Origin of the sequence: Devosia sp. Leaf420 (genome assembly GCF_001425445.1) — a bacterium.
In the GTDB taxonomy this organism is placed as follows: Bacteria; Pseudomonadota; Alphaproteobacteria; order Rhizobiales; family Devosiaceae; genus Devosia.
The window spans coordinates 139,044-165,205 of record NZ_LMQU01000015.1 but is presented as its reverse complement, the minus strand read 5'-3'; the positions used below and the strand labels follow the sequence as shown (position 1 = coordinate 165,205).

Here is a 26,162-nt window from a genome sequence, read left to right as displayed (position 1 = left end):
GCGCGCCATGACATCAAAGACGCCCATTTTCGAGCATGACATTCCAGCGCGCCAGCCTTGGTCAGGCCTGGTCCGCAAGGGTCAGGTCCTCCGCATCATCGATACCCGCGGCCAACAAGCGATCGACACGCTCTTTTACAAAGCCCACGATTTTGCCGAGCGCTATAGCGCCCAGGATACGCTCCAGGCCCAAGGCTCGGCCTATATCACCACCGGCTCGAAACTGATGTCGAGCGAAGGCAACGTCATGCTGACCGTCACCGACGACAGCTGCGGTCGCCACGATACTTCGGCCGGCGCCTGCTCATGCGAAAGCAATACCGTCCGCTTCGGCCACCACACCAAGTTCGAGCACGCCTGCCGTGAAAACTTCGTCGCCGAGGTTTCGCGCCACGGCATGAGCAAGCGCGACATCGTGCCCAACATCAACTTCTTCATGAACGTGCCGATCGCACCCAATGGCGATCTCGTCATTGACGACGGCATTTCAGCGCCCGGCTCCTATGTCGAAATGGTCGCAGAAATGGACGTGCTCTGCGTCATCTCCAATTGCCCCCAGATCAACAATCCCTGCAACGGCTTCAACCCGACCCCCGTCGCCGTGCAGATCTTCGCAGGAGCAGAGGGATGACAACCACCCTTCCCCAGATCCTCGATTTCACGAGCCTCCGTGCGCTCTACGCTGCCGGCACATCGCCGCTCGACCTCGTCAACGCCCTGATCGAGCGGCTCGACGCGGCAACCGATCCGGCCGTGTTCATCACCCGCGCCACACCTGACCAGCTCCGCGCCGCCGCCGCCGACCTCATCGCGCGAGCGCCCGAGCCCAATAGCCTGCCGCTCTGGGGCATCCCCTTCGCCATCAAGGACAATATCGACGCCGCCGGCCTTCCGACCACCGCCGCCTGCCCCACTTTTGCGTACTCCCCCGAGCAGGACGCGACCGTCATCGCCCGGCTCCGCGCCGCCGGGGCCATCGTCGTCGGCAAGACCAATCTCGATCAGTTCGCCACCGGCCTGAACGGCACTCGCTCGCCCTATGGCGCGCCGCGTTCCGTCTTCAACGCCGATTACGTCTCCGGCGGATCAAGCTCCGGCTCGGCAGTCGCCGTCGCCAGCGGCCTTGCCGCCTTTGCCCTCGGCACCGACACCGCAGGCTCCGGCCGCGTCCCTGCCGCCTTCAACAATCTCGTCGGCATCAAGCCAAGCCCCGGCCGCGTCCCCAACACCGGCGTCGTCCCCGCCTGCCGCAGCGTCGACGTTGTGACCGTCATGGCCGCCAATGTCACCGACGGCATCGCGGTCCGCGCCGTCATGGACGGCTACGACGCCGCCGACCCCTTCTCGCGCAAACCAGCGTCCATGAGCCTCCCGCCAAAACTCCGCGTCGGCGTCCTCATGGACAAGGACAAGGAATTTTACGGCAACCACGCTTTCGCCGGTCTCTATGAAGAAGCCATCGCGCGTGCCAAAAAACTCGGCGCCGAAATCGTCCTCATCGATTACGCCCCCTTCCGCGACGCAGCCGCCCTCCTCTACCAGGGCCCCTGGGTTGCCGAACGCCTCGCGGCCATCGAAGACTTCTTTGCCAAGTCCGCCGATGAGATGGACCCAACCGTGCGCACCATCATAGGCGGCGCTACCAAATTTAGCGCCGTGGACGCCTTCAACGGCCGCTACGAACTCGGCCGCCTGCGCCAGTTGACGCTCCTCGAATGGGCCAAGGCGGACGTTCTCCTCCTCCCCACCTCGCCCGATATCCAGACCGTCGAGGCCATGCGCGCCGACCCCATCGCGCTCAATTCTCGCTTCGGCCTCTATACCAATTTCGCCAACCTCCTCGATTACAGCGCCATCGCCGTCCCCGCCGGTTTCACCGCCAATGGCCTTCCCTTCGGCGTCATGCTCGTCGCCCCGCAGGATTGCGACGACGCCCTCGCTCCGTTCGCCAATGCCATGCACCAGGCCGCGGCCACCGGCAGCGGCCTCGATCGCACCAAACTCATCCCCGCCGTCACGATCCCCGGCACCGACCGCATCGAAATCGCCGTCGTCGGCGCTCATTTGACCGGCATGCCGCTCAATCCCGAACTGACCGCCCTCGGCGGCTGGCTCGTCGAAGAAACCAGGACCGCGCCACAATACCGGCTCTATGCTCTCAAAGGCACCGTCCCGCCCAAACCTGGCCTCCAGCGCGTCTCCGAGGGCGAACCCATCATTATCGAGGTCTGGTCCCTCCCCGCCGCCGGCTTCGGCACGTTCGTGTCAAAGATCCCCGCGCCCCTCGGCGTCGGCAAGCTCGTCCTCGCCGATGGCCGCCACGTCACCGGCTTCCTTTGCGAAGCCACAGCGCTCGACGATGCCGCCGACATCACCAACTTCGGCGGCTGGCGCGCCTATATCGCCAGCAAGGCTAAGACCACCGCCTGATGCGACCTGCGGCAGCGCCCACCATTTGTGCAGCCTGCCGCAGCTTTCACCGCTAAAACGCTCAGAAGCCCGCCGATCCGACCGAAAACACCCGCCAGGACTTGGCACGCCGATTGCAACTCATACTGCATGAGTTAGCGGCTAGGGTTCCGGCATCGGTGATGCGTCTGGTCCGAGAGCTGCTACCGGACCGGGAGACATCCGGCCGGGTGCACGGCGGGACAAAAGCCCGGGAGACCTCTGTGGCCAAGGGATTGGCGGCATGATGGTCGCCACCAATCCCCTTCCAGTTGACCGAACGGAAAGGGACTAGACATGAACCTCTTGAAGACCGCCGCGATCGTCCTCGCAGCGACCACGGCGCTCACCTTGCCTGCCTTTGCCCAGGCCAAGACCGATTTCAAGGTCGCCTGGTCGATCTATGTCGGCTGGATGCCTTGGGGCTATGCCGAGGAGCACGGCATCGTCGACAAATGGTCCGAGAAATACGGCATCACCATCGAGGTGACCCAGTTCAACGACTACGTGGAGTCGATGAACCAATACACCGCCGGCGCCTATGACGCGGTCAGCCTCACCAATATGGACGGCCTCTCGATCCCCGCTGCCGGCGGCGTCGATACCACCGCCGTCATCGTGGGCGATTTCTCCTCGGGCAATGACGCCGTCATCCTCAAGAACGCGACCGAACTCGCCGACATCGCGGGCCAAACCGTCAACCTCGTCGAGTTCTCCGTTTCCCACTATCTCCTTGCCCGCGCCCTCGACAGCGTCGGCCTCACCGAGCGCGACGTGAACGTCGTCAACACCGCCGATCCCGATATGGTCGGCGCCTTCCAGACGGCCGACGTCACTGCGCTCGTTACCTGGAACCCCATGGTCTCGGAAATCCTCGCTCTGCCCGATGCGACGAGCGTCTTCGATAGCTCCATGATCCCCGGCGAAATCATCGATCTCATGGTCGCCAATACCGAAGTGCTCGAAGCCAATCCCGATTTCGGCAAGGCCCTGGCCGGCATCTGGTACGAAACCGTCTCCCTGATGACCTCTGATACGCCGGAAGGCGCTGCCGCCCGCGCAGCCATGGGCGCCGCATCGGGCACCGATCAGGCTGGCTTTGAAGCCCAGCTTGCAGCCACCAAGCTCTTTGCCGACCCCAAGGAGGCCGTCGCCTTCGTCACCTCGCCCGATCTGTCCGCGACCATGGACCGGGTCCGCACCTTCCTGTTCGACAAGGGCCTCCTCGGCTCGGGCGCGCCTTCGGCCGACGTCATCGGCATCGAACTGGCCGACGGCACGGTCCTCGGCGATCCCAACTTCGTCAAGCTGCGCTTCACTGACGACTATATGCAGCTCGCCGCCGACAACGCGCTCTGAGGCACCCTCCCATGCGGTGGATCAATTATAAGCCGTCGCGGATCACGGCACTGACGCTGGCCCTGTGCCCGTTCATCCTGGTCCTCCTGGCCTATGCCATCGGGTCCGCCGCGCGGCTCGCCGACAATCCTGCGGATAAGCTCCTGCCGGGAATTGCGGCGCTTGGCGACGCCATCAACCGCATGGCCTTCACCCCCGATGTCCGTACCGGAGAACTCTTTCTCTGGGCGGACACGCTCGCCAGCCTTGGCCGCCTCGGTGCCAGCCTTGGCATAGCGACGGCAATCGCGCTCGTGGTTGGCATGCTCGTCGGCATGTTCCCCTATTTGCGGGCGCTTCTCGCGCCCTTCATCGCCGTCGTTTCCATGGTCCCGCCTCTTGCCCTCCTGCCCGTGCTCTTCATCGTAATGGGCCTCGGCGAAGTGTCAAAGATCACGCTGATCGTCATCGGCATTACCCCGATCATGATCCGCGACCTCGCCTTTAAGGTGCTCGATCTGCCCCATGAGCAATTGGTCAAGGCCCAGACCCTCGACGCCTCCTCGTTCCAGATCGCCATGCGCGTCGTCCTCCCCCAGACCCTGCCGCGCCTGTTCACCTGCCTCAAGCTGCAGCTTGGCCCCGCCTGGCTGTTCCTGATTGCCGCCGAAGCCATCTCCTCGGATTCCGGCCTCGGCTACCGCATATTCCTCGTCCGCCGCTATCTCTCGATGGATGTCATCTTCACCTACGTCGCCTGGATCACGCTGCTCGCCGTCATCATGAATGTCGCGCTCGATTGGCTGCGCGTCGCCATCTTCCCCTGGACGCGGGGGACTGCCCAATGAGCCGGATCGTGGTCAAGGACGTCTGGCAGGAATATGGGGATCAGGTGGTCCTCGAGCGCATCTCGCTGACCATCGAACCGCGCTCCTTCGTGGCGCTGGTCGGCCCCTCCGGCTGCGGCAAGAGCACCTTTCTCCGCCTGCTGCTGGGCGACGAAAAACCGACGCGCGGCACCATCACGCTCGATGGCGCGCCTTTGGTCGCCGAGCCGGGTCCCGATCGCGGCGTCGTCTTCCAGCGCTATTCGGTGTTCCCGCATCTCACCGTTCTCGGCAATGTCCTCTTCGGCCTCGAAATGCGTGGCTCGTCCACCCGCATTCGCCTCCTCGGACAACAGCGCCGTCAGGCCATCGAAACCGCCCGCGCCATGATCGCCGCTGTCGGTCTCTTGGGCAGCGAAGACAAATACCCCGCCCAACTCTCGGGCGGCATGCAGCAGCGTCTGGCGCTGGCGCAGGCTCTCGTCATGAAGCCGGCCGTCCTCCTTCTCGACGAACCTTTTGGCGCGCTTGATCCGGGCATTCGCGCCGAAATCCACGAGCTCATGAAAACGCTCTGGCACGAAACCGCGCTCACCGTCGTCATGGTCACCCATGACATGCGCGAGGCCTTTACCCTCGCCACCCGCGTCATCGCCTTCGAGCGCCCCCGCGACCGCCCTGAAGAGCGCGAGCGTTATGGCGCGCTTCTGAGCCAAGACATTTCCATCTGGCCGCCCCGCATTGCGGGCGCCGCACATCCATCCAGCCCGGACCGGGACGACCCGGCATTCCCCCTGGGCCAGACGCGGGACGACCCGGTCATCTCTGAACCGCCGGGAGCCTGATCCATGTTCACCAAAGTCCTCGTCGCCAATCGCGGCGAGATCGCCGTCCGCGTCATCCGGACCCTCAAGCGCATGGGAATTGCCTCGGTCGCCGTCTATTCCGATGCCGATCGCTTTACCCCTGCCGTCACCCTGGCCGATGAAGCCGTGCGCCTCGGCCCGGCACCGGCAACGGAAAGCTATCTCAATGTCGATGCGGTGATTGCGGCCTGCCGCGCCACCGGCGCAGAGGCTGTCCATCCCGGCTATGGGTTCCTTTCGGAAAATATCGGCTTTGCCCGTCGGCTCGCCGCGGAAGGCATCACCTTCATCGGCCCCCGGCCCGAGCATATCGAAGCCTTCGGCCTAAAACATACGGCGCGCGACCTCGCCAAGGCCAACGGCGTACCGCTCCTGCCCGGCACCGGCCTCATCGCCGATATCGATGAAGCGCTGAGCGCAGCCGAAACCATTGGCTATCCGGTCATGCTCAAGAGCACCGCCGGCGGCGGCGGCATCGGTATGCAGCTCTGTGCCGATCCCGAAACCCTGCGCGAGAGCTTTGCCTCCGTTCAACGCACCGCCACCGCCAGCTTTGGCGACGCCCGCGTCTATCTCGAACGCTTCGTCTCCGATGCGCGCCATGTCGAAGTCCAGCTCTTCGGCGATGGCGCAGGCCGTGTCATCGCTCTTGGCGAGCGCGATTGCTCCCTTCAGCGCCGCAACCAGAAGGTCATCGAGGAAACCCCCGCGCCGCTTCTCTCCGATGCTGTCCGCGCGCGCCTTCACCAGGCCGCCGTCGATCTCGGCAGTGCCGTCTCCTACGCCTCCGCCGGCACGGTCGAATTCATCTACGACCCCGCGCGCGAGGAATTCTATTTCCTTGAAGTCAATACGCGCCTCCAGGTCGAACATCCGGTCACCGAGGCTGTCTTCGGCATCGATCTCGTCGAGTGGATGATCCGTCAGGCCGCCGGTGAAGATGTCATCGGCGCGGCCGGCCCGCTGATCTCCAAAGGCGCCGCGATCGAAGCCCGCCTCTATGCCGAAAAGCCTAATGCCAATTTCCAGCCCAGCGCCGGCCTTCTGACCGAGGTCAGCTTTCCCGAAAACGCCCGCATCGATGGCTGGATCGCGACCGGTACCGAGGTCTCGCCCTTTTACGATCCCATGCTGGCCAAGATCATCGTCTGGGGCGAGGATCGGCCCGCCGCCATCGCGGCGCTCCAGACCGCCCTTGCCGAAAGTGCGGTCAGCGGCATCGAAACCAATCTCGGATACCTTCAGGCCATTGCGGCCTCCGATCTCCTCGCCTCTGGCAAGGTCGCAACCACCGCTCTGCGCCAGTTCGCCTATGTCGCCGACAGCATCGACGTCATCCAGCCCGGCGCGCAGTCGAGCCTCCAGGAACTACCGGGGCGCCTCCATCTCTGGCATGTCGGCGTCCCCCCGAGCGGCCCCATGGACGAACGCTCCTTCCGCCACGCCAACAGGCTCGTGGGCAATGCCGATGTAACGGCCGCCCTGGAGCTCACCGTCTCCGGTCCGGTCCTCAAATTCCATGCCGAAGCGACGGTCGCTCTCGCGGGTGCCGACATGCCCGCGACGCTCGATGGAATTGCCGTACCGCACGGCAAAGCCTTCACCATCGCCGCCGGCCAGACCCTCTCGATCGGCGCGATCGCGGGCGCGGGCCAACGCACCTATCTCGCTGTCCTCGGCGGCTTCAAGGCACCTCTTGTCCTCGGGTCCCGCGCCGCCTTCGGTCTTGGCGCCTTCGGTGGTCACGCCACCGGCACGTTCAAGGCCGGGGACGCGCTGCACCTCGCCCGTACTCCACAAGACAATGTCCAACCAGCCGGCGACCCGGCCGAACTCTCCCGGCATTGGGATGTCGGAGTTCTCTATGGCCCCCACGGCGCCCCCGATTTCTTCCAGCCCGAAGATATCGAAGACCTTTTCTCCGCCAATTACGAAGTCCATTACAACAGCGCCCGCACCGGCGTCCGGCTCATGGGCCCCACACCCCGTTGGGCTCGCAGCGATGGCGGCGAAGCCGGCCTCCACCCCTCCAACCTCCACGACAATCCCTACGCCATCGGCGCAATCGATTTTACCGGTGATATGCCGATCATTCTCGGCCCCGATGGCCCGAGCCTTGGCGGTTTCGTCTGCCCCGCCGTCATTGCCCGCGACGAACAATGGAAAATGGGCCAGTTCCGCCCCGGCGACACCATCCGCTTCCATCCCGTCGCGCGCCCCGCCGACCCCATCAAGGCACCCAGCATCAGCCGCTCCGGCATCGATACCGGCTCGGCCATCGTGGGCGCCGATGACTCTGGCGTCGTTCCAGTCGTCTATCGCCGCCAAGGAGACGATAATCTCCTCGTCGAATATGGGCCGATGACCCTCGACATCGCCCTCCGCCTGCGCGTGCATCTGCTGATGGAAGCGGTTGAGGCGGCGAAACTGCCCGGCCTCATCGACCTCACCCCCGGCATCCGCTCCCTCCAGATCCACTATGACAGTACGGTCCTCAGCCGTGAGCGCCTCCTCGGCATGCTGGCCGAAATCGAAAAAAACCTGCCGCGCGCCGAAGACGTCAGCATCCCAAGCCGTATCGTCCACCTGCCTCTCTCCTGGAACGACCCGGAGGCACAGCTTGCCATGCGCAAATATCAGGACCTCGTTCGCCCCAACGCCCCCTGGTGCCCCGACAACATCGAATTTATCCGCCGCATCAACGGCCTCGACAGCATTGAAGCCGTCCGCAACGTGGTATTTGACGCGAGTTACCTTGTCCTTGGTCTCGGCGACGTCTATCTCGGCGCGCCCGTCGCCACCCCGGTCGATCCGCGTCACCGTCTCGTGACCACCAAATACAATCCCGCCCGCACCTGGACGCCGGAAAACGCTGTCGGCATCGGCGGCGCCTATATGTGCATCTATGGCATGGAGGGGCCCGGCGGCTATCAGCTCTTTGGCCGCACCATCCAGGTCTGGAACACCTGGCGCACGACGCCCTACTTCCCCAAGGGCTCGCCCTGGCTCCTGCGCTTCTTCGATCAGATCCGCTTCTTTCCCGTCAGCCACGAAGAGCTCATGGACGCCCGCGCCGCCTTCCCCCATGGCGCCTATCCCCTCCGCATCGAGGAGGCCACATTCTCCTACGCCGACTATGCCGGCTTCCTTGATCGCAACGCCGCCTCGATCAGCGATTTCCGCTCCGGCCAGCGAGCCGCCTTCAATGCCGAGCGGCAACGCTGGAAGGACGAGGGCCTCGACAGCTTCGTCGCCGAGGATCTACCGCCCGAAGGCAGCGACACCGACGTTCCCGAAGGCTGCTTTGCCGTCTCGAGCGCCGTCCCCGGCAATGTCTGGAAAGTGCTCGTCGAGGAAGGTGCTTCCGTCGCGGCTGGCGAAACCATCGCCATCATCGAATCAATGAAAATGGAAATTGCCGTCACCGCCCACGCGCCGGGTCGCATCCGCACCGTCAAGGCTGCTCCCGGCCGCACGGTCCGCGGCGGAGACATCATCGCCGTCGTGGAAACCGCCGCCTAACTTCTAATCAGCACCTGGGAATGCGACTAATTTCTACGCAATTCCCCGTTCTCTATCCAAGTCGCCTTTGCCAAGAAGTCAACGATAACGGAATGTTAGCACTCCCCAACCAGATGGCACACGCTTTGCACTAATGACAATGAGATTGGTGGCTAGGGTTCCGATGCCGAAAGGCGTGTCTGGTCCGAGAGCTGCCACCATGGGGCAGCCGCCCCATGGACGCACGGCGGGACAAAAGCCCGGGAGACCTCGCAAGCCAGGAAGTGGCGCGGATGGTCTTCGTCATTTCCTTGTCCAACAAGGAGACCCCATGTTGTTTTCAGGACTGCCGGCCTACCGGCAATGCACGCTTCGCCTCGCTGTTTCGGCCGCCATCCTGATCGGCGTTATCGCTTCCGGCGCCCTTAACCCATTGCAAGCACAGGAAGTTCTCCGCCTGCCGATCGCCACCGATTTCGACAGCTTCGACCCCGACAACGCCTTCGAAATGGATGGCCTCTCGGCCATCAACAACGTCTACGAAGGCCTCGTCGAATACGTCCCCGGCAGCGCCGAAATTCGCGGCCTCCTCGCCACCGACTGGACCATTTCCGAAGACGGCCTGACCTACACCTTCAATCTCGTCCAAGGCGCCACCTTCCACGACGGCACCCCGTTCAACGCCGAAGCCGTCGTCACCTCTTTCCAGCGCCGCAAGGACAGCGACCTGATCCTCTCCTACTTCCTTTGGAACATGGAAAAGATCGAAGCTGTCGATGACGACACGGTCGCTATCACCCTCGGCATGCCCCAGCCATCGTTCCTCGATAGTCTCGCAAGTCCTTGGAGTCCAAAGGTTATCAGCCCGGCCGCGCTGACTGAACATGCCGGCACCGATAATGCTGCATCTTGGCTCGACACCAACGCCGTCGGCACCGGCCCATTCACCCTTGCAAGCTTTGATCGCGGCCAGGGCTACTCGCTCGAACGCTTCGACGGCTACTACGGCAAACCGTCTTTTTTCGACACGGTCGAACTGCCGTTGATGCCCGAAGTCAGCCAGCAGGTCCTCAGTCTCCAGGCCCAGGAAACCGACGCCGTACCAGCCAATTACCCCTGGGCGCAGCTTGCCGCGCTACGACCAGGCCTCGAGATCACCTCTGCGCCCAGCACTTCGTTGATCATCGGTTTCGTCAAGCCGGAATCTCCGCTGACCGACCCCGACATCCGCGCCGCCTTCCTCACCGCGGTCAACCCGGGCAACTGGGTCGCCGATGCCTATGGCGCCTATGGCCACACGGCCAAGTCGCTCTATCCAACCATCATGCTTGATCCCAAGACGCCATTGGAGTTTCCCACGGACACTGCCGCCGCCGAGGCGACCGTTGCCGCCAAGGGCCCGATCACGCTGACCATTGGCATCAGCACCGAAGAAGCCAATTCCCTGACCCGCGTCACCGACCTGATGGTCGCTGAACTTGCCGGCATCGGCATCAACGCGACGGTCACCATCCTGCCCTCCGGTGCCGCTTTCGGCCTCAAGGACAATCCCAATGGCCCGGACCTCTATATAGGAAAACTGACGCCCGACGCGCTCCACCCTGAAAACCAGGCGGCAATTTTCTTCACCGAAAAAGCGCCCATCAACTTCTATGGCCGCGCCCTTCCCGAGGCCGATGCCCTCGTCAACGAGGCCGGCACCCTGACCGATATTGCTGCCCGCAACGCGCTCTACGAACAAGCCAGCCAGCTCTATGTCGACAACGGCCTCTTCATTCCCTTCGTGGAAGTAGACGATGTCGTCGTGCATCCCGAAGGCCTGATCGACCTCGAACTTCGCGCCGCCTATGCCCCCGGCAATATCGATTACGGCTCCGTGCGCTGGGCCGACTGAACACTAGGCGGCCTGCGGGCCGCCTCTCCCTGCCATGAGGAATGTGCCATGAACACCGTGGAAATCACGCACGTCGCGCAGGATAAAACGATCGAACGCGCGCCCTTCACGCCCAATATGCGCGTCGCCAACCTAACCGATTATCTCATCTGCTTTTACGACGGCCGCGATATCGCGAGCTATCCAGATTGGCTGCAGAGCAATATCGACATGCAGCTCGGCGTTTGCTGCTACGTCATCCATCGAGGCGATAAGGCCATCATCTTCGACACCATGCTCTACAAGGAGCACATTCTTTGGATCGATCGCTTTATCCGGGACATGGGCATCCGGCACGTCTCGGTCATCAATTCTCATTGGGACTGCGACCACATCGCCGGCAATTTTCTCTATAAAAACAGCGACATCATCAGCACGTCGACGACGCGCCTCAAGATCGAGTCCAATGCCGAACTCTTCCGCACCGGCGAAATCTGGGCACTTGCCGGCGATCCCTATTATCCCGGTGTCGAAGAAGTCGTCCTGCCCAACCGGACCTTCGATGGCCGCATGACGCTTCATCTCGATGATATCGAGATCGAACTGATCGAGACCTTCGTTCACCAGTTCGGGCATCTCGTCGCTTATCTGCCAAAGGACAAAATCCTCCTCGCTGCCGACGCCTGCGAGGACACTGTGCCTTTCAACACCATGGCGATGACCTCGGAACTCCCGCTCCAACTCCGCACCTATCGCCAGATCGCCGCCATCCCAGCCGAGCGCGTCTATCCCTGCCATGGCCGCTTCGATGTCATTGCCAATGGCGGGTACACGCAGGATTTTACCGAGGCGATGATCGCCTACAATCTCCAGCTTATCGATCGCATGGATAGCGGAGACTTTCTCACCGACCCGCTCGAAAGCTTCATCGAGCCTGCCCTCGCCCGCGGAACGCTGGCGTTGCACGAACCCTATCGAGCGCTCCACGCCAACAACGTCAACCTGATCCACCGCATCTATGGATCGCGCGGAAAACCTATTGTTTCCCGATAGTTAGACGCTCTGCAAACGGCAAATCAAAGGTGATGAAAACGCCCAAAGCGGATCGCGTGCTCTGCCCTCGGCAGTCTCAAATGTCTTGAAAAAACTGGTGCACCCGGCGAGATTCGAACTCACGACCTCTGCCTTCGGAGGGCAGCGCTCTATCCAGCTGAGCTACGGGTGCAGGCCGGATTCGGGGACTGGCCCCGATCAGTGGGCGCAAACTAGTCGATGGGGGCGCGTTGTGCAACGGGGTTTCCGATGCTCTTTCGGTAGCATCACGTTAGCATCGAGCTGGCCTTTTGGCGGAATCGGTTACGGTTTGGGGAAAATGGAATGAGCGGAACCTTGCCCGGCCCGGATGGGCGCGAGCGCTGTGCCTGGTGTGCGGGGGCGCCGGAATTTGTGCCCTATCACGACCATGAATGGGGTTTTCCAGTCAGCGACGATCGCCGGCTTTTCGAAAAGATCTGCCTAGAAGGATTTCAGTCCGGGCTGAGCTGGCGGACAATCCTCAACAAGCGCGATGCGTTTCGGACCGGCTTTGCCCATTTCGAGATCGATGCGGTGGCAAAATTCACAGAGGCCGATGTCGAGCGGCTGCTGCAGGATAAGGGCATCGTGCGGCACCGGGGAAAGATTGCGGCCGCGATCAACAATGCCAAGCGCGCGCAGGAGCTGATCAAAGAGGCGGGGTCGATCGCGGCTTTCGTCTGGCGCTATGAGGTACCCGAAGGCGAAGCCCCGCCCCCGCAGAGCCAGACGACGAGCCCGGATGCCATCGCGCTCTCGAAGGCACTGAAGAAGCGCGGCTGGGCCTTCGTGGGGCCGACGACGGTCTTTGCCTTCATGCAGGCCATGGGACTGGTCAATGACCATGCTTTGGGGTGCGTGAGCCGGGAGAAGGCGGCGGCGGAGCGGGCTGCTTTCAAGGTGCCTGGACGCGGATGAGGCCCCCTCCCAACCTCCCCCTGAAGGGGGGCGGAGCTGCACCGCGTGCGGTAGGAGATCGAGCGTAAAAAGAATAGCCCGGCTTTCGCCGGGCTATCTTGGGCAGCGTGGAGGAGCAAAATTACTCCGCGGGCTTCGCCTCGACGTGTCCGTGCTCGTGATCATCCGGCGCTTTAGGCATGAAGCGGCGGGTGAAGGCGCTGAAGCTGTCGATGTAGGTGAGAAGCACCGGGACGACGAGGAGGGTCAGCGCAGTCGAGCTGATGAGCCCGCCGATCACGGCGTGGGCCATCGGCGCGTTTTGGCCGGAGCCTTCGTGGAGGCTGAGGGCCAGGGGCAGCATGCCGAAGATCATGGCGAGGGTAGTCATGATGATCGGGCGGAAGCGGGTGACGCCGGCTTCGACCAGAGCCTCATAGAGGTTCCAGCCATCGCGCACATGCTGGTTGGCATTGTCGACGAGCAGGATGGCGTTTTTCACGACGAGACCCATCAACATGATGAAGCCGATGGCCGAGAACATGTTGAGCGTCGAGCCGCCAACGAGAAGGCCGACCATGACGCCGATGAGCGCCAGGGGCAATGAGCCCATGATGGCGATCGGTTGGAGAAAGCTGCCGAACTGGCTGGCGAGCACGAGATAGATGAAGATCACCGCCAGGAGGAGGGCAGAACCCGCAGCCGCGCCGGCATCCTGGATCTGCTCGACGTCGCCGCCGAAGGACGAGCGATAACCCGTGGGGAAATCGAGCGTGTTGATCGCCTGTTGCAGTTGCGGCGTGATGGTACCGAGTTCGACGCCTTCGACATTGGCCTCGATGGTGACGCCACGCTGCAGGTCCTGCCGGTTGATGGTGGCCGGACCCGTGCTTTCGACGACATCGGCAACCTGACCGAGGGTGATCATGCCGCTCGACCCCGTCGCAATCGGCAGATTACCAATGGCGTCGATATCGCTGCGCAAGGCTTCGGGGAGACGCACGACGACCGAATAGACCTGGCCATTGGGCGCGGTCCAATCCGAAACATCGTCGCCGCTGATCAGAGGCGCCATGGTCGAGGCGATCTGAGCGATCGAGACGCCGAGGCTATCGGCGAGGTCGCGATTGATATTGATGCCCACCACGGCCTGCGCATCGTCAAGGCTCGACTTGATGTCGATAAGGCCATCGATCTTGCCAAGCTCGCGCATGAGTTGGTCGCCGAGGCGCTTGAGAACGATGAAGCTGTCGCCGTAAAGCGTGATGGAGACGGGTGCGGAAGAGCCGCCAAGACCCGACGCTGCCGCCACCTGGAAGGTAGCACCGGGCACCGCATCAAGAGCACGTCGAACTTCAGGCATGAACTCGACAGGCGTGACGTCGCGATCTTCCTTATCGACCAGCGTCACCGTCATCGAGCCAGTGTTCTGGCCCGAGGCTTGCAGACCCCCTGCGACGGTCGAATAGGTGGTTTCGACGACTGGGAAGGCGCGGACGATGGTCTCTGCCTGCCGCATCTTTTCGGCGGTGTATTCCTTGCTCGAGCCAGCAGGCGTTTCGACGCTGATGGTGAAATTGCCATTGTCGGTTGCCGGGATGAACTCGACGCCCACCTGCGGGAACAGCGCGAAACTGCCGAGGAACGACAAAAGGGCGATCAAAAGCACGCTCTTGCGCCATTTGAGGCCCCAGCGAATCAGGTGGCGATAGCCCTCGGTGATCCACTCGAAGAACCGATCGAACTGCTGCACCGCCTTGCCGATCGGGCCGCGGTTGGCATTGGGATTGGACGCCGGATCATACCAGACGCTCGACATCATGGGATCGAGCGTGAAGGCGATAAAAAGTGAAATCAGGACGGCGACGGAGACGGTGACGCCGAACTGCAGGAAGAAGCGGCCCATGATGCCGTCCATGAAGGCGACGGGCAGGAACACAGCGACGATGGAGAGCGTCGTCGCCATGACGGCGAGGCCGATTTCGTTGGTGCCATCGAAGGCTGCCTGCCTATGGCTCTTGCCCATATGGAGATGGCGCGTGATGTTTTCGCGCACCACGATGGCGTCGTCGATGAGGATACCGACGGCCAACGAGAGGGCGAGCAGCGTCATCATGTTGAGCGTAAACCCCATGACGTTGAGCGCCACCATGGTACCGATGATCGAGATCGGCAGGGTCAGGCCCGTGATGACAGTCGAGCGCCAGGAATTGAGGAAAAGGAACACGATGACGACGGCAAGGAGTGCGCCTTCGATCAGCATGTTCTGGACCGCATGGAAGGAATCTTCCACCGGCTTGGCATTGTCGACGACGACCTCGATCTTGACATCGCCACCCGTCAGTTCGGTTGCGAGCAAGGTATCGATGGTGTGGCGGATTTCCTCGGCGACGCCGACGGTGTTGGCGCCCTGGGTCTTGAGAATATCGACGGCGAGCGCGCGTTCGCCATTGAGAATGGCAAGGCTCGAGGCTTCGCCCGTGCCGTCCTCGATGGTCGCGACATCGCGCAGGGTGACCGGCTGACCGCCCTGATTGCCGACGACGATGTCGTAAAAATCCTGCTGATCTTCGAGCCGGCCCAAGACCTGGATCGACTGGACGATGCTGCCCTGCGTGATCGAGCCGGCGGCCAAATCCTTGTTGGCATTCTGCAGCGCCTGGGTGACGGCGCTCGGGGTGATGTTGAACGCAGTCAGGCGATCGGGATCGATATTGATATTGAGCTGACGCGGCACGCCGCCGACGACACTGGCGCTGCCGACGCCGGAAATATTGGAGATGCGCTTGACGATGATGTCTTCGGTCAGCGCAGTGAGATCGCGATCGGAGAGCGTGGTCGAGCTGACGGCGAGCGACAGGATCGGCAAGGCGGAAGGGTCGAAGCGCAGCACCTGCGGCTCCCCTGCCCCATCGGGCAGATTGGCTTTGACCGGATCGAGCTTGTCGCGAACGTCCTGGGCTTTTTGCTGCGAATTTTCTTCGAGATTGAAGATCATCAGCACCATGGCCTGGCCGGACTGGGCCGTGGACTGGATGGTGTCGAGGCCCGCAATGGTGTTCACCGCGTCTTCGATAGGCTCGATGATATCAGCCTCAACCGCCTCAGGCGAAGCGCCGGGATAGCTGACGACGACGGCAACGACCGGGAAATCGACATCGGGCATCTGCTCGATGGGGAGGCGCTGATAAGAGTAAAAACCGAAGACCACGATGGCCACCATGATCATGGTGGCAAAGACGGGGTGATTGACGCTGATACGGGTCAGAAACATCGTCTAGCCCTCGATCTGTTCATAGGCTTCGCCGGCCGAAAGTTCAGTCAACGGGGCGGTGACAATGGTGTCGCCGGCGGTCAGACCTTCAACTTCGACGGTGGCGCCACGGTCCCAGGTTGTGCCGCGAGTGACGGCCTGACGGGCGAGCGTGCCATTGTCGAGTTTGAGGACATAACTGCCCTCGGCATCTTCACGCAGGGCCGCAAGAGGGACGGCAATGGCGTCGGCCTTTTCGGCGACGGTGATCTGGCCGGTGGCGAACATGCCGCCGCGCAGGCGACCATCCTCATTGTCGAGCAGCACATAGATCGGCACGGTGCGGGTGCCGGTCTGGGCGACCGGATTGACACGGGTTACCTGCCCATCGAAGGTTTCGTTATCGAGGCCGGTGGCAGTGACAACCACGTTCTGGCCGGGCGAGACGAGCGCGCTCGAATTGACCGAGGCGGCGGCCTGGAATTCCATCTGCGAGAGATTGACGACAGTGATGACCGGCGTGCCGGCGCTGATCGTCTGACCCGGCTCGACCGAACGTTCGGAGACGATACCGGTGATCGGCGCGGTGACGGTGGCGTTGCTGAGCGCCAGTTCGGCCGTCTGCACGGCGCTTTCGAGTGCGGTCAGGTTGGCTTCGAGCGCAGAAGTGGCGGACCGGGCTTGTTCCAGCGCCGAGGGGCTGGCGAGGCCCTGGCGGGCAAGTTCCTGGGTGCGTTCGAGCTGCTGCTGGGAGGAGACGAGCTGGGCGCGGGTGGCATCGGCCGTGGCGCGCTGCTGAGCGAGCGCGAGGGAGAGATTGGCCTGGTCGATTTCGACCAGCACATCGCCCTCGGCGACACTATCGCCGGGACGCACGGCAACGCTGAGGACGCGGCCGGCAGCCTGGGAGGCAACGACGGACTGCTGGGCGGGAACGAGCGTGCCCGTGACCTTGACGGTCTGGCTTAGGGTTTGTGGGGCAATCGCGGTGACTTCGGAGGTCAGCAATTGGCGCACGACAGGCGCGGCTTCCGCTGTATCGGTTTCAGGCGCCGGTGCGGGCGGGCGGGTCAGGAAAAAGGCGACACCACCGATAATGATCAGGCCAAGGACGACCCAAGGGCCCCAGCGGCGCCTGGGCTTCTTGCCCTCAGCGACCAGGCGGGCATTCTTCTTTTCCCGCTTGCTCTGTGCCCATTCGGGCTTCTCATGGGCTGTGGTCATCGAGGTGTCCTGATATTTGGTCGATCAATGGTCTATCGGCCTGGGGCACTGGCCTGGCGCAAGCTTATACGGAGCCCTTTGGAAGTGGATCATCGCCGCCGGGGCAGCACGGAGTGCATGAAATCACCACTATGACGCCGGACCCGAACGGACCCGACGCGTCTTAAATGCTCGTATCACCATTCTTTTCCACCAGCCATATTGCCGCAACATTACGGAAAGGCCAAATCTGCGCAATGCAAAGGCAATCATTGCGCGGCATAACCAGCGCCAAGACGAGGTAGCCATGCGTATTCTTCTGGTGGAGGACGAGGTTGATCTGGCCAAGGCTTTGATCAGTGCACTCGAACGCCACGACATTCTTGTAGATCATGTGACAACGCTGGAAATGGCACTCGAAGCCGTCGAAAGCGGCGTGCATTCCATTGCCGTGCTCGATCGGAAATTGCCAGATGGGGATAGCCTCACCATCATTCCGCGCATCCGCAAAATCCAGACCGGCCTGCCAATCATCGTGCTGTCGGCGCTTGGGGCGCCAGAGCAGAGAATAGAAGGGCTCGAGACCGGGGCCGACGATTATCTGGCAAAGCCCTTTGTCGTCGACGAACTGGTGGCGCGCATTCGCGCCTTGATGCGGCGGCCGGCGATGATTGCGGACATGGCCGTGACCGTCGGGCAATTGACGTTCAATCTCGGCGATGGCTCGGCCGTGGCGGCGGGCGAGCCGCTGACGCTGACGCGGCGCGAAGTGCTGGCGCTCGAAGTTTTGGTGAAGCGCGCGGGGCGGACCGTGGCGCGCTCGATCCTCGAAGAGGCCGTCTATGGCTTTGACGACGAGATCGCCTCCAACACGCTCGACGCGCATATTTCGCGGCTGCGGCGCAAGATCGCGCCGGGGCGGGTCGAAATCCACTCGATCCGCGGCATCGGCTATCTCTTGAAAGCCACGGCATGAAGCATGCTCCGCTCTCCCTCAGACGCGTTCTGACCAAGGGCCTGATCGGCATTCAGATCGCTGTTCTGGTCGGCTTCGTCATGCTGGCGGCCGTGCCGATCTTGCTCGCCATGGGCGTGCAGCAAAATCTCGATGAGGATGTCGTGGGCGATATCGCGCGCTCGATCGAGCGCGGGGCCGATGGGGGCTTCGTGCTGGCGCCCAATGGCGACCTTGAAAAGACCATCGCGAACTATCCCGAATTCTGGTTTCTGGTCGTCGATGTCGACGGCAGGATGCTGACGCGGGGTAATGTGCCACCGCCGGCCATGCAGCATCCGGAAACGCTGGTGCATGTTGCATCGGCCAATATCAACGACCTTGGCGATCCGCGCTCGCCCTATGCCATCGTCCGCTCGCGCAATACCGATATCGGGCGGCTCTGGGTGATGACGGGTGGCGGACCGACACTGAGTTTTGGCGTGCTTGGCAAGGCGTTCGGTAATCCGGCGTTTCTGGGGCTCATATTCCTTCTGTCGACCGCGACGGTGCTGACAATCCCGTCGCTGATCCAGCGCTCGCTGCGGGGTACGGAGAAGATCGCGCAGGATGCGGCGCTGATCGATATTGGGCAGAGCGATGTGCGGCTCTCCTATGAGGACGTTCCGACCGAACTCATTCCGCTGGTGCGGGCCTTTAACGAGGCGCTCGATCGGCTCGATAGCGGTATCGCGCGGCAGCGGCGGTTTCTCGCGGATGCGGCGCATGAATTGCGCACGCCGATCGCGATTTTGCAGACGCGGCTCGAGAGCCTGCCCGATGGGCCGCACAAGCGGCAATTGCAGCGGGACTCGGCCCGGCTCGGCGGCATGGCCAATGAATTGCTCGACCTTCACCGCATGGCGCTGTCGCCCGATGGGTTCGAGCCGGTCGATATCGTCGATATCGCGACGCAGGTGACGGCGGATCTGGCGCCGCTCGCGATCGATGCGGGGAGCGAGATCGAGTTCGTGGGGCCCGAAAAGCCGGTGATGGTCAAGGGCGATGCCTCGGCGCTGTCGCGGGCCATCGCCAATCTCGTCCACAATGCCATGTCGCATGGCGGCGCGGCGGTGTCGGTGCGGGTCGAGGTCAATACCGATGGGCGGGTGGTCGTTTCGGACAATGGGCCGGGGATCGACCCGACACAGCGCGAAGAGATCTTCTGGCCGTTTCACCGGCTGTCGCAATCGCCCAATGGCGCGGGGCTGGGCTTGAGCCTGGTGCGCGACATCGTCAAGCGGCATGGCGGCAAGATCACGGTGGCGACGGCACCGCAGGGTGGCGCGCTGTTCGAAATCAGCCTGCCGGTGATCGCCGCCAACGGTCCCTAAAGAGATAGCCGAGCGCGAAAAGGCAGAGGCCGGTGAGGCCGAACCAAGTCACCGCATAGATCAGGTGATTGTTGGAAAAACTGATCACGGTCATCCCGCCGCGCGGATAGACGTCCCCTACCCTATCGGCATCGATGAAGAAGGGCGCGAGGTTTTCGAGCCCTAGCGTTTCGCCGAAGGCGGCGACATCGCGGGAGAACCAGCGATTGGCCGCGGGATCGTTGCTGCGGAGAAAGCCGCCCTCTGGCTCGGAGACTCGGAGGAGACCTTTGATGGTCACCGGCGTCTCCGCATCGAGCGCGACATCCATATCCTTGGGCGCAAAGCCGCGATTGATCAGCACCGCACGGCCGTCAGGCAGACGCAGCGGCGTCATGACCCAGAAGCCGGGGCCTTCGGCGGTCACCGCCTGGGTGAGGATGTCGCCAGGGAGCAGGCTGCCATTGACCAGCACGCGCTGATATTCGCTGGCCTCGGGATCGATGGTCGACCAGTCGGTCGTGTTGAGTGCGACAGGTTCGGAATGGGCGCGGGTTTCGACGGCGGCGATCAGCCCGTTTTTCCAGGCGAGGCGTTCGACCTGCCAGATGCCAAGGCCGAAAAACAATACCGCGCAGACGCCGGCGAATGTCGCAAAAGCGATGAGGCCGGGGGAGAAGCGCTTTCCCCCCTGGGCCGGATGGTCGGTCATCGGCGCTAGATCATGTCCGCGGGGTTCATGGTGTGACCCGGCATCATGTTGGTGTTGAGGTGGAACATCACCCAGAGCGAGCCGGAGAGCGCGATGACGATGACGATGATGGTGAAGATCGCCGCCATCATGGTCCAGCCGCCCTCGGACTTGGTGTTCATATGGAGGAAATAGACCATGTGAACGAAGATTTGGGCAACACCAAACGCCATGATGAGGAGCGTTGCGATCGTGCGATCGGCGATGACATCGCCCATCACCAGCCAGAACGGAATAGCCGTGAGGATGACCGACAGCGCGAAGCCGATGAGATAGGTGCGGCGTGTGCCGTGATCGTGCCCGTCCCCATGAGCATGGGGATTGGGGTGGGCATGGGCCATTTCGGAGGCCGTCAATGTGTCCGGGCTTTGAGCGCTCATCGCAGCATCCCCATAAGATAGACAACCGTGAAGACGCCAATCCAGATGACGTCGAGGAAGTGCCAGAACATCGAGAGGCACTGAACGCGGATCTTGTTGGCCGGGATCAGGCCCTTCATGCTGATCTGAGCGACAAGCGTGATCAGCCACAGGATGCCGAAGGTGACGTGGAGGGCGTGCGTGCCGACCAGGACGAAGAAGGCGGAGAGGAAAGCGGAGCGCTGCGGCACCGCGCCTTCCTGGATCATGTGGTAGAATTCATAGAGCGTCAGACCCAGGAACACCGCGCCCAAAAGCCCCGTGATCGAGAGCCAGATCAGCGTGCTCTTCTGCTTGCCCTCGTCCATATCCAGCATGGCAAAGCCATAGGTGATGGAACTCAGAAGCAGGGCCGTCGTGCTGACGGCAACGAGAGGCAGATTGAACAGATGCTCGGGCGACGGACCGGCGGCAAAACTACCACCGAGCACGCCATAGATGGCAAAGAGCGACGCGAAGATGAGGCAATCGCTCATCAGGTAGATCCAGAATCCGATCTGCGTCGAGGCGTGAGCGGGGTGATCGTGCGCCACGATCTCGTAGAATTCTGGCGCGTCGGCAGTCGTCGTGTTGGCGGGTGAACTCATCTTAGCGTGCTCCGCTCAAGAGGCGCGTGCGCTCGTCTTCGACCTCGGCCACAGCCTCGATCGGGATGTAATAATCGCGGTCATAATTGAAGGTATGCATGATGGCCGCGCCGATGATGGCGACAAAGCTCAGGATGACGAGCCACCACATATACCAGATGAGCGCAAAGCCAAGGACGACGCTGAGGCCGGCAAGGATGATGCCCGTGCCGGTATTGCGCGGCATATGGATGTCCATATAGCCCGTGACCGGACGCTGTGCATTGCGCGCTTTCATATCCGCCCAGGCATCGCCATCGTGGATGATCGGGGTAAAGGCGAAGTTGTATTGTGGCGGCGGCGAAGACGTTGCCCATTCGAGGGTGCGGCCGTTCCACGGATCGCCGGTCGTGTCCCATTCCTTGTTCTTGGACATGATCGAGACGGTGAACTGGATGATCATGGCGCCGATGCCGCCGGCGATGACGAGAGCACCGATACCGGCAATGATGAACCAGATCTGGAGCGATGGATCATCGAATGTGCGGAGACGCCGGGTGACACCCATCAGGCCCAGCACATAAAGCGGACCGAAAGCGAGCCAGAAGCCGACATTCCAGAGCCAGAACGAGATCTTGCCCCAGAACTGGTTGAGCTTGTAGCCGAAGGCCTTGGGCCACCAGTAGTTGATGCCGGCAAAGATGCCGAACAGCACGCCGCCGATGATGACGTTGTGGAAGTGCGCCACGAGGAACAGCGAATTGTGCAGCACGAAGTCGGCCGGCGGCACGGCGAGCAGCACGCCGGTCATGCCACCAATGGTAAAGGTGAGCATGAAGGCGATGAGCCACATCATCGGCAGTTCGAACCGGATCCGGCCCTTATACATCGTGAAGAGCCAGTTGAAGATCTTCGCCCCCGTGGGGATCGAGATGATCATCGTCGTGATGCCAAAGAACGAATTGACGCTCGCACCGGACCCCATGGTGAAGAAGTGGTGCAGCCAGACGAGATAGGACAGCACTGTAATAACGACCGTGGCATAGACCATGGACGTGTAACCAAAGAGGCGCTTGCCCGAAAAGGTCGAGGCGACTTCGGAGAAGATGCCGAAGGCAGGCAGGATAAGGATGTAAACTTCCGGATGGCCCCAGATCCAGATGAGGTTGACATACATCATCGGATTGCCGCCGAAATCGGAGGTGAAGAAGTTCGTCCCCACATAGCGATCGAGGGCGAGCAACGTCAGCACGGCGGTCAGGATCGGGAAGGACGCCACGATCAGGACGTTGGTACAGAGCGAAGTCCAGGTGAAGACTGGCATCTTCATCAAGGTCATGCCTGGCGCGCGCATCTTGATGATGGTCGCGATGAGATTGACCCCCGAAAGGGTCGTGCCCACGCCCGCGATCTGCAGCGCCCAGATGTAATAGTCGACGCCCGAGGCCGGTGAATGTTCGATGCCTGACAAAGGCGGGAAGGCCAGCCAACCGGTCTGGGCGAATTCGCCGATGAACAAGCTCGCCATGACCAGCACAGCGCCGCTCGCCGTCATCCAGAACGAGAAATTGTTGAGGAAGGGGAAGCTGACGTCGCGCGCGCCGATCTGCAACGGAACGATATAGTTCATGAAGCCGGTGATCAGCGGCATGGCGACGAAGAAGATCATGATCACGCCGTGGACGGAAAACAGCTGATCATAGTGGTGGGCGTTGAGATAGCCTTCAGAACCATTGAAGGCGATGGCCTGCTGGAGGCGCATCATCAAGGCATCGGCAAAGCCGCGCAGCAGCATGACGAGGCCCAGCACCATATACATGATGCCGACCTTCTTGTGATCGACGCTCGTGAACCACTCTTTCCAGAGGTAGCCCCAGAGCTTGAAATAGGTGATGGCGCCGACGACGGCGAGGCCTGCGATGGCGACCACGATGAAGGTGACGACGACGATCGGTTCGTGCAGCGGCAGCACGTCCCAGGTCAGGCGCCCGAAGATGAAGGACCAGAACTCGTTTGTCATAGCGCGTCAGTCGATGTGTTTTGATTGAAGGCGAGCTTGCCGGCGAGCCAGTCAAGAGCGGGTGCATTGCTTTGGGCAACAGCTTCCGGCCGGGCAATGCCGCGGCCAAGCAGCGGCGCGCTGTTCGGCGCGTGGATGGCCGGGAGCTTTGCGGTCATGGCGATGGCTTCGTCGGTCGAGCAGATCGCCGCGACATAGGTCTTTTGCGGGCCAAAGGGCGAGCGATTGCGTTCGCCGCCGCCATAAAGCGCGGGTGCGAGATTATCGATGCCGGCATGGCCAAGGCCGCCCTGCTCGTCAATCGACATCATCTCGCTCATGCACATCTTATCGAGTTCGACGCACATATTGACGATGGCGGTATAAAGCCCGCTTTCAACGCCGGCAAAATGCATGACCGGCACGTGTTCGCTGGGCTTTTCGACTTCGAGATAGCGCTGGCGGTTGAGCATATCGGGCGAACCCTTGACGTCGCCGACCCAGGTATCGAATTCAGCGTCGCTGACACCCTTGGTGACGAAGTGCATGCCCGAGAAACCATGGCCGCTATAGTGAGCGGCAATGCCCTTGTATTCGCCGGGATTGTTGATGACGCCATGAAGGCGGGTCTGCATGCCGGGCATGGCGTAGATCATGCCGGCCATGGCAGGGATGTAGAACGAGTTCATCACCGTCGACGCGGTCAGCCGGAAGCTGATCGGACGATCGACAGGCACGACGAGTTCGTTGACGGTCGCGATGTCGTACTGGGGATAGATGAACATCCACTTCCAATCGAGCGCGACCACTTCCACTTCAAGCGGCTCGGTATTGGCGGGGACCGGACGATCGGGGCCGAGGCGGCCAAGTTCGCGATAGGGATCGAGCAAATGCGTCGACACCCAAGTGACCGCGCCAAGACAGATGATGATGGCGAGGGGCGCCGACCAGATGACGAGTTCGAGCCGGGTCGAATGGTGCCAATCTGGCTCATATTCGGCTTCAGTGTTGGACGCCCGGTATTTTCGGGCGAAGAGCACCACCAGCACCATGACCGGGATGATGATCAGGAGCATCAGCACCGTAGCGATGATGATCAGATCGCGCTGTTGCACGGCGATATCGCCGGCCGGCGCCATCACCACGGCATTGCAACCGGCAAGGAATGGTGCCAGCAAAGAGACAGACAGGAATTTGGCAAAACGTGACATGGCGGCCCTTGGGAGGAAGACTGCGCTTTCCTTGCGGCCTACTCTCATGGAGCGAACAGCGCCATCGGACATTTTGTCCACTCGTAAGTCGCCGCGCTATAATGCATGAGAAAACGAAATTGCCCATATCCTGGGCGTCCTATTGAGCGAGCCGGAATAGCCCTCAAAGGAAAATCGATTAAAGTCAGGAGCTTAGCGATATGGCCGCTTCTTCTACGCATGTCGGTGAAACATCGGCTGAGCAAGACGCGCGCAACGTCAACGACAGTCATCGAGCAGTTGACGCTGGCGAAATCGCCATCGGTGTGATTATTGGTCGCACGTCCGAGTTCTTCGACTTCTTCGTCTATGCCATTGCCTCGGTGCTGGTTTTTCCCTCGGTCATCTTTTCCTTTGCCGATCCGGTGACCGGAACACTGCTTTCTTTCGCGGTTTTTGCGCTCGCATTCGTCGCGCGCCCGTTCGGTACGGTGCTGTTTTCGGCAGTCGACCGAAACTATGGCCGCGGTGTGCGGCTGACCATCGCGCTTATGTTGCTCGGCGTTTCGACGGTGGCCGTGGCGTTCCTCCCAAGCTATGATCAGGTGGGTTGGCTTGCCATTGCCATCCTCATCATCTTCCGCATCGGCCAAGGCCTCGCGCTTGCCGGTGCTTGGGACGGGCTCGCCTCGCTCCTCGCGCTCAATGCGCCGCAGCACAAGCGCGGCTGGTATGCGATGATGCCTCAACTGGGCGCTCCGATCGGGCTGATCGTCGCGAGTGCGCTGTTCGCCTATCTCTCCTCGGCGCTGTCGGCCCAGGATTTCCTCGAATGGGGCTGGCGCTATCCGTTCTTCGTGGCTTTCGCCATCAACGTCGTGGCGCTGTTCTCGCGCCTCCGCATCGTTGTTACGCCGGAATATACCAATCTCTTCAAGAGCGGCGAACTGATCCCCTCGACCATTCGCGAAACGCTCGCCAATGACTGGCGCAATGTCGTCATCGGCGCCTTTGCTCCGCTTGCCAGTTTTGCGCTCTTTCACATGGTCACGGTGTTTCCGCTCTCCTATGTGTTCCTCTATACCGAAGATCCGCCGGTCGATTTTCTGCTGATTGAAGTCGGCTCGGCCTGTGTCGGCCTTGTCGCGGTGATCCTTTCGGGTTTCCTCGCCGACCGCTTCGGGCGCCGCTGGCTGCTCGGCGTCTCGGCCGCTTTCATCGGTGTCTATTCCGTGTTTGCCCCGCTGCTGCTGGGCGCCGGACAGATCGGCGAAATCATCTACATGGTCGTGGGCTTTGCCCTTCTCGGCGTTTCGTTTGGCCAATCCTCGGGCGTGGTCGCCTCGAACTTCAGCCGGCTCTATCGCTATACCGGTTCGGCGCTGACTTCGGACATGGCCTGGCTCTTCGGCGCCGGCTTTGCGCCGGTTGTGGCGCTGGCGCTTTCGGCCTCGTTCGGGCTGATTTCCTCGGGTGCCTATCTGCTGTCGGGTGCGGTCTGTACGCTCCTCGCGCTCTACTTCAACCGGCAGTTGGCGCGGACCAACTGAGCGCCAAGCATCTGAATTGTTGGAAAGAATCGAAACGCGCGGCTCCCTTGGGGCCGCGCGTTTCGCCTTTTTTAGGTTGCGCCAAAAGAACAAGTGCACG

At 62.0% G+C, this 26,162-nt stretch carries 19 protein-coding genes, 1 tRNA gene and 2 riboswitches; of the genes, 12 read left to right on the top strand and 8 right to left on the bottom strand.

From position 1 onward, the window contains the following. Positions 1-7 precede the first annotated feature (7 nt). From ASG47_RS19550 to ASG47_RS19515, 8 genes are all read left to right on the top strand, one after another. A complete protein-coding gene (locus tag ASG47_RS19550; protein WP_061911915.1) occupies positions 8-631 on the top strand; it encodes an urea amidolyase associated protein UAAP2 in 624 nt (207 codons plus the stop codon). Then, a complete protein-coding gene (gene atzF / locus ASG47_RS19545; protein WP_061911914.1) occupies positions 628-2,430 on the top strand; it encodes an allophanate hydrolase in 1,803 nt (600 codons plus the stop codon). Before ASG47_RS19550 ends, atzF begins: the two co-directional genes overlap by 4 nt. A gap of 130 nt (positions 2,431-2,560) precedes the next feature. Further along, a riboswitch (guanidine-I (ykkC/yxkD leader) is annotated at positions 2,561-2,668 on the top strand. Positions 2,669-2,745: 77 nt separating this feature from the next. Next, positions 2,746-3,807: a putative urea ABC transporter substrate-binding protein gene (locus ASG47_RS19540; protein ID WP_061911913.1), complete on the top strand. Its 1,062-nt coding sequence runs from the start codon at positions 2,746-2,748 to the stop codon at positions 3,805-3,807. 11 nt (positions 3,808-3,818) lie between these two features. Next, positions 3,819-4,634: an ABC transporter permease gene (locus tag ASG47_RS19535; RefSeq protein WP_061911912.1), complete on the top strand. Its 816-nt coding sequence runs from the start codon at positions 3,819-3,821 to the stop codon at positions 4,632-4,634. Then, positions 4,631-5,458, top strand: a complete 828-nt coding sequence (locus ASG47_RS19530) for an ABC transporter ATP-binding protein (protein ID WP_061911911.1) — start codon at positions 4,631-4,633, stop codon at positions 5,456-5,458. Before ASG47_RS19535 ends, ASG47_RS19530 begins: the two co-directional genes overlap by 4 nt. 3 nt (positions 5,459-5,461) lie before the next feature. Then, positions 5,462-9,001, top strand: coding sequence for an urea carboxylase (gene uca, locus ASG47_RS19525; protein ID WP_061911910.1), 3,540 nt, complete (start codon positions 5,462-5,464; stop codon positions 8,999-9,001). Positions 9,002-9,142: 141 nt separating this feature from the next. Continuing rightward, positions 9,143-9,249, top strand: a riboswitch (guanidine-I (ykkC/yxkD leader). A 62-nt stretch (positions 9,250-9,311) separates the two neighbouring features. Continuing rightward, the gene (locus ASG47_RS19520) at positions 9,312-10,874 is read left to right on the top strand and encodes an ABC transporter substrate-binding protein (RefSeq protein ID WP_061911909.1); all 1,563 of its coding nucleotides are present in this window, start codon (positions 9,312-9,314) and stop codon (positions 10,872-10,874) included. Positions 10,875-10,922: 48 nt separating this feature from the next. Then, positions 10,923-11,906 (top strand): MBL fold metallo-hydrolase, encoded by a 984-nt coding sequence (locus ASG47_RS19515; RefSeq protein ID WP_061911908.1) that lies wholly within the window; start codon positions 10,923-10,925, stop codon positions 11,904-11,906. A 95-nt stretch (positions 11,907-12,001) separates the two neighbouring features. Here ASG47_RS19515 and ASG47_RS19510 read toward each other — a convergent pair. Then, positions 12,002-12,078 (bottom strand) — tRNA-Arg (locus tag ASG47_RS19510). A 152-nt stretch (positions 12,079-12,230) separates the two neighbouring features. Between ASG47_RS19510 and ASG47_RS19505 the strand changes: the two genes are divergently transcribed. Further along, positions 12,231-12,845, top strand: coding sequence for a DNA-3-methyladenine glycosylase I (locus ASG47_RS19505; RefSeq protein WP_061911907.1), 615 nt, complete (start codon positions 12,231-12,233; stop codon positions 12,843-12,845). Positions 12,846-12,966: 121 nt separating this feature from the next. Here ASG47_RS19505 and ASG47_RS19500 read toward each other — a convergent pair whose 3' ends face one another. Continuing rightward, the gene (locus ASG47_RS19500; protein WP_061911906.1) at positions 12,967-16,098 is read right to left on the bottom strand and encodes an efflux RND transporter permease subunit; all 3,132 of its coding nucleotides are present in this window, start codon (positions 16,096-16,098) and stop codon (positions 12,967-12,969) included. A 3-nt stretch (positions 16,099-16,101) separates the two neighbouring features. Then, complete coding sequence (locus ASG47_RS19495) at positions 16,102-17,301, bottom strand: efflux RND transporter periplasmic adaptor subunit (RefSeq protein ID WP_061911905.1); 1,200 nt, start codon at positions 17,299-17,301, stop codon at positions 16,102-16,104. A 286-nt stretch (positions 17,302-17,587) separates the two neighbouring features. On the opposite strand from ASG47_RS19495, the gene ASG47_RS19490 reads away from it, so the two are divergent. Together ASG47_RS19490 and ASG47_RS19485 are read left to right on the top strand one after the other, a co-directional pair. Next, positions 17,588-18,256, top strand: a complete 669-nt coding sequence (locus tag ASG47_RS19490) for a response regulator transcription factor (RefSeq protein ID WP_061911904.1) — start codon at positions 17,588-17,590, stop codon at positions 18,254-18,256. After that, positions 18,253-19,608, top strand: a complete 1,356-nt coding sequence (locus ASG47_RS19485) for a sensor histidine kinase (RefSeq protein ID WP_061911903.1) — start codon at positions 18,253-18,255, stop codon at positions 19,606-19,608. Before ASG47_RS19490 ends, ASG47_RS19485 begins: the two co-directional genes overlap by 4 nt. On the opposite strand, the gene ASG47_RS19480 is transcribed toward ASG47_RS19485, so the two are convergent. The 5 genes from ASG47_RS19480 to cyoA are packed head-to-tail and all read right to left on the bottom strand — an operon-like array spanning position 19,574 to position 24,533. Further along, positions 19,574-20,299 carry an SURF1 family protein gene (locus ASG47_RS19480; protein WP_061911902.1) on the bottom strand — a complete coding sequence of 242 codons (726 nt, stop codon included), beginning with the start codon at positions 20,297-20,299 and terminating at the stop codon, positions 19,574-19,576. The genes ASG47_RS19485 and ASG47_RS19480 overlap by 35 nt on opposite strands. Positions 20,300-20,304: 5 nt before the next feature. Beyond that, a complete protein-coding gene (cyoD, locus tag ASG47_RS19475; RefSeq protein WP_200913600.1) occupies positions 20,305-20,718 on the bottom strand; it encodes a cytochrome o ubiquinol oxidase subunit IV in 414 nt (137 codons plus the stop codon). Continuing rightward, positions 20,715-21,344, bottom strand: a complete 630-nt coding sequence (gene cyoC, locus ASG47_RS19470; RefSeq protein ID WP_061911901.1) for a cytochrome o ubiquinol oxidase subunit III — start codon at positions 21,342-21,344, stop codon at positions 20,715-20,717. Before cyoC ends, cyoD begins: the two co-directional genes overlap by 4 nt. 1 nt (position 21,345) lies before the next feature. Beyond that, positions 21,346-23,343 carry a cytochrome o ubiquinol oxidase subunit I gene (gene cyoB, locus ASG47_RS19465; protein ID WP_061911900.1) on the bottom strand — a complete coding sequence of 666 codons (1,998 nt, stop codon included), beginning with the start codon at positions 23,341-23,343 and terminating at the stop codon, positions 21,346-21,348. After that, entirely contained in the window at positions 23,340-24,533 is a 1,194-nt protein-coding gene (gene cyoA / locus ASG47_RS19460) for a ubiquinol oxidase subunit II (protein WP_061911899.1), read from the bottom strand. The genes cyoB and cyoA overlap by 4 nt, the downstream gene beginning before the upstream one ends. 200 nt (positions 24,534-24,733) lie before the next feature. Here cyoA and ASG47_RS19455 point away from each other — a divergent pair, with 200 nt between their 5' ends. Beyond that, positions 24,734-26,062 (top strand): MFS transporter, encoded by a 1,329-nt coding sequence (locus ASG47_RS19455; RefSeq protein ID WP_061911898.1) that lies wholly within the window; start codon positions 24,734-24,736, stop codon positions 26,060-26,062. The last annotated feature ends 100 nt before the right edge of the window (positions 26,063-26,162 follow it).

Excerpts from the sequence above, each read along its gene's own strand:
- ASG47_RS19540 (WP_061911913.1), top strand. The coding sequence starts at position 2,746 with ATGAACCTCTTGAAGACCGCCGCGATCGTCCTCGCAGCGACCACGGCG.
- ASG47_RS19480 (WP_061911902.1), bottom strand. The coding sequence starts at position 20,299 with ATGACCGACCATCCGGCCCAGGGGGGAAAGCGCTTCTCCCCCGGCCTC.
- ASG47_RS19505 (WP_061911907.1), top strand. The coding sequence starts at position 12,231 with ATGAGCGGAACCTTGCCCGGCCCGGATGGGCGCGAGCGCTGTGCCTGG.
- uca (WP_061911910.1), top strand. The coding sequence starts at position 5,462 with ATGTTCACCAAAGTCCTCGTCGCCAATCGCGGCGAGATCGCCGTCCGC.
- ASG47_RS19515 (WP_061911908.1), top strand. The coding sequence starts at position 10,923 with ATGAACACCGTGGAAATCACGCACGTCGCGCAGGATAAAACGATCGAA.
- atzF (WP_061911914.1), top strand. The coding sequence starts at position 628 with ATGACAACCACCCTTCCCCAGATCCTCGATTTCACGAGCCTCCGTGCG.
- cyoC (WP_061911901.1), bottom strand. The coding sequence starts at position 21,344 with ATGAGTTCACCCGCCAACACGACGACTGCCGACGCGCCAGAATTCTAC.
- ASG47_RS19500 (WP_061911906.1), bottom strand. The coding sequence starts at position 16,098 with ATGTTTCTGACCCGTATCAGCGTCAATCACCCCGTCTTTGCCACCATG.
- ASG47_RS19490 (WP_061911904.1), top strand. The coding sequence starts at position 17,588 with ATGCGTATTCTTCTGGTGGAGGACGAGGTTGATCTGGCCAAGGCTTTG.
- cyoA (WP_061911899.1), bottom strand. The coding sequence starts at position 24,533 with ATGTCACGTTTTGCCAAATTCCTGTCTGTCTCTTTGCTGGCACCATTC.
- cyoB (WP_061911900.1), bottom strand. The coding sequence starts at position 23,343 with ATGACAAACGAGTTCTGGTCCTTCATCTTCGGGCGCCTGACCTGGGAC.
- ASG47_RS19535 (WP_061911912.1), top strand. The coding sequence starts at position 3,819 with ATGCGGTGGATCAATTATAAGCCGTCGCGGATCACGGCACTGACGCTG.
- ASG47_RS19485 (WP_061911903.1), top strand. The coding sequence starts at position 18,253 with ATGAAGCATGCTCCGCTCTCCCTCAGACGCGTTCTGACCAAGGGCCTG.
- ASG47_RS19550 (WP_061911915.1), top strand. The coding sequence starts at position 8 with ATGACATCAAAGACGCCCATTTTCGAGCATGACATTCCAGCGCGCCAG.
- cyoD (WP_200913600.1), bottom strand. The coding sequence starts at position 20,718 with ATGAGCGCTCAAAGCCCGGACACATTGACGGCCTCCGAAATGGCCCAT.
- ASG47_RS19495 (WP_061911905.1), bottom strand. The coding sequence starts at position 17,301 with ATGACCACAGCCCATGAGAAGCCCGAATGGGCACAGAGCAAGCGGGAA.
- ASG47_RS19530 (WP_061911911.1), top strand. The coding sequence starts at position 4,631 with ATGAGCCGGATCGTGGTCAAGGACGTCTGGCAGGAATATGGGGATCAG.
- ASG47_RS19520 (WP_061911909.1), top strand. The coding sequence starts at position 9,312 with ATGTTGTTTTCAGGACTGCCGGCCTACCGGCAATGCACGCTTCGCCTC.
- ASG47_RS19455 (WP_061911898.1), top strand. The coding sequence starts at position 24,734 with ATGGCCGCTTCTTCTACGCATGTCGGTGAAACATCGGCTGAGCAAGAC.